Annotated in this window: 2 protein-coding genes; both read left to right on the top strand. The window is 68.8% G+C overall.

The genetic code is table 11. From position 1 onward, the window contains the following. Positions 1 to 1,004 (top strand): aspartate kinase (locus tag APM_RS10750; RefSeq protein WP_007423399.1); only part of this gene is annotated, 1,004 nt, incomplete at its 5' end. A 237-nt stretch (positions 1,005 to 1,241) separates the two neighbouring features. Then, a complete protein-coding gene (locus tag APM_RS10745) occupies positions 1,242 to 2,471 on the top strand; it encodes an MFS transporter (RefSeq protein WP_007423398.1) in 1,230 nt (409 codons plus the stop codon). Positions 2,472 to 2,567 lie beyond the last annotated feature (96 nt).

The following is a 2,567-nucleotide window of genomic DNA, read 5'->3' as shown; positions in this document are numbered from 1 at the left end:
ACAGCGCGCACAACACCGCCCTGCTGCTGCTTGCCCGCGGCGTCAACGCGGCCTTCGTCGACCTGACCGGCTGGCAGGACGGGCGCAACCTCGATCTCGACGAGCGGATCCGCACCGGGCTCGACGGGATCGACTCAGCGACCACCCTGCCGATTGTCACCGGCTATGCGAAATGCAGCGACGGCATGGTCCGCAAATACGACCGCGGCTACACCGAGATGACCTTCGCCCGGCTCGCCGTGCTCACCGGCGCGCGCGAGGCGATCATCCACAAGGAGTTCCATCTCTCCAGCGCCGATCCGAAGGTCGTCGGCGTCGGCAAGGCGCGCAAGATCGGCCGCACGAATTACGACGTGGCGGACCAGCTCGCCAATCTCGGCGTCGAGGTCATCCATCCCGGTGCGGCGCGCGGATTGCGCCAGGCGGGCATCCCGCTGCGGGTGCGCAACACCTTCGACCGGCACGACGAGGGCACGCTGATCTGCGCCGACTACGTTTCCGCCGCGCCGCGCATCGAGATCGTCACAGGCATCCGCGAGCTGCGCGCGCTTCAGTTCTTCGAGCAGGACATGGTCGGCAAGAAGGGCTATGACGCGGCGATCCTCGACACGCTGACGAAGCACCGCGCGCGCATCGTCAGCAAGTCGTCCAACGCCAACGCCATCACCCATTATCTCGCCGCCGGCGGGCCGACGGTGCGCCGGGTGATCGCCGATCTGGAGGCGCGATTTCCGAACGCCGAGGTCTCGGCGCCGCGCCTCGCCATGGTCGCGCTGATCGGCAGCGATCTCAGCGCGGAGGGCTGTGTCGGCCGCGCGCTCGACGCGCTCGGCGCGGCGGGAATCGGGGTCAAGGCGATGCAGCACCAGATGCGCAATGTCGACATCCAGTTCATTCTCGATACCGACCGCTTCGACGACGCGATCCGCGCGCTCCACGCCGCCCTGGTCGAATGCCGGGCGACGCAGGATGGCAAGGGCGGGACGCTGCGCACCGCCGCCTGATCGTGCATGCGGGCGAAGCTGACCCGCACCGGCGGCATTGACCGCAGCCGGCCCACCGCCTAGAGCAACATCCGGTCGGGTGGAGTCATCTGATCGGATGATGCTCTATTTATCAATACAATAGAGCACGAAAGCCGACCCGGAAGGATCGGGAAGTGCTCCAGGCGGTGGGCCGGTCCGGGACGGATCGTCGGTCGCCTTGGCGTCTCCTTTGCCTTGCGGCAGGATGAGGTTCTGATGGTCTCCTCGCTGCTTTCCGTCCGCAGTCTGCTGTTCTCCATCTTCATGCTGATGGCCGGCAGCGGCTTCCTCGCGACGCTGATGAGCCTGCGGCTCGAAGCCGCGGGCACGACGCAGCTGCTCATCGGGCTGATCGGCACCGCCTATTACGCCGGGCTGACGCTGGGCGCGCTGCGCGCCGGGCGGATCATCGAGCGGGTCGGCCATATCCGCGCCTTCACCGCCTTCGTCTCGCTGTTCTCGGCGAGCACGCTGGCCTGCACGGTCTGGCAGGAATTCGGCTTCTGGGCGGTGCTGCGCTTCATCGAGGGCCTGTCGCTTGCCGGCGTGTTCATCTGCATCGAAAGCTGGCTGAACGAGCGGGCGACGCCGCAGACCCGCGGCGCCATCCTCGCCTTCTACATGGTCGCGCTTTATGCCGGGCAGGGGGCGGGACAGTTTTTGCTCGACCTTGGCAACCGCGTCCCGGCGCTGCCGTTCATCGCCGCATCGATCCTGCTTTCGCTCGCGGTGATCCCGATCGCGCTGACGCGGATCCCCGGCCCCGCGCTGGGGGGGGCGACGCCGCTCTCCTTCGTCCGTCTCTACCGGATCTCGCCGCTCGGCATCATCGGCGCGGCGGTGACCGGCGTGATGCTCGGCGGTTTCTACGCGCTCGGCGCGATCTATGCGCACGGGCTCGGCATGGGCAGGCCGCAGACCGCGCTGTTCATGAGCCTCGTGATCCTGGGCGGCGTGGTGCTGCAAATCCCGATCGGGCGGCTTTCCGACCGGTTCGACCGGCGCAAGGTGATCATCGGCACGTTTGCCGGCACCGGGCTGGTCAGCCTCGTGCTCGGCCTCCTGGCCCGGCGGCCAGACGTCGTTGATACGCTCGGCCTGCTGTTCGGCGGCCTCGTCTTCACCCTCTACCCGCTCTGCGTCGCCCATACGAACGACTTTCTGGAGCCCGACCAGCGGGTGGGGGCCAGCGGCGGCCTCGTGCTGGTCTATTCCATCGGCGCGGCAATCGGCCCGATCATCGCGGCGATGGCGATGACGCGGATCGGCCCCGGCGGGCTGTTCTATTTCCTGGCCCTCGCGGCCGCGGCGGCGGTGGGTTTCGGCGTCTGGCGCCAGCGCGTGCGCGAGCCGGTGCCCAACGAGCAGCAGCAGCCCTACCAGATCCTGCCGCGCACCACGCCCATCGCCGCGACGCTCGATCCCAATACCGCGGAAGAGGGCTGACCGGCCGGGCCTACCGGAACCGCGCGACCAGGGCGACCGCCTGGCGCAGCACGCCGGCAAGGGCGGCACGCTGGGCGGCCACCAGGTCGGCCGGGG

This window comes from Acidiphilium sp. PM (genome assembly GCF_000219295.1).
GTDB lineage: Bacteria > Pseudomonadota > Alphaproteobacteria > Acetobacterales > Acetobacteraceae > Acidiphilium > Acidiphilium multivorum.
Note: the sequence above shows the minus strand (reverse complement) of the source record. Positions and strands in the feature narration are given on the sequence as shown.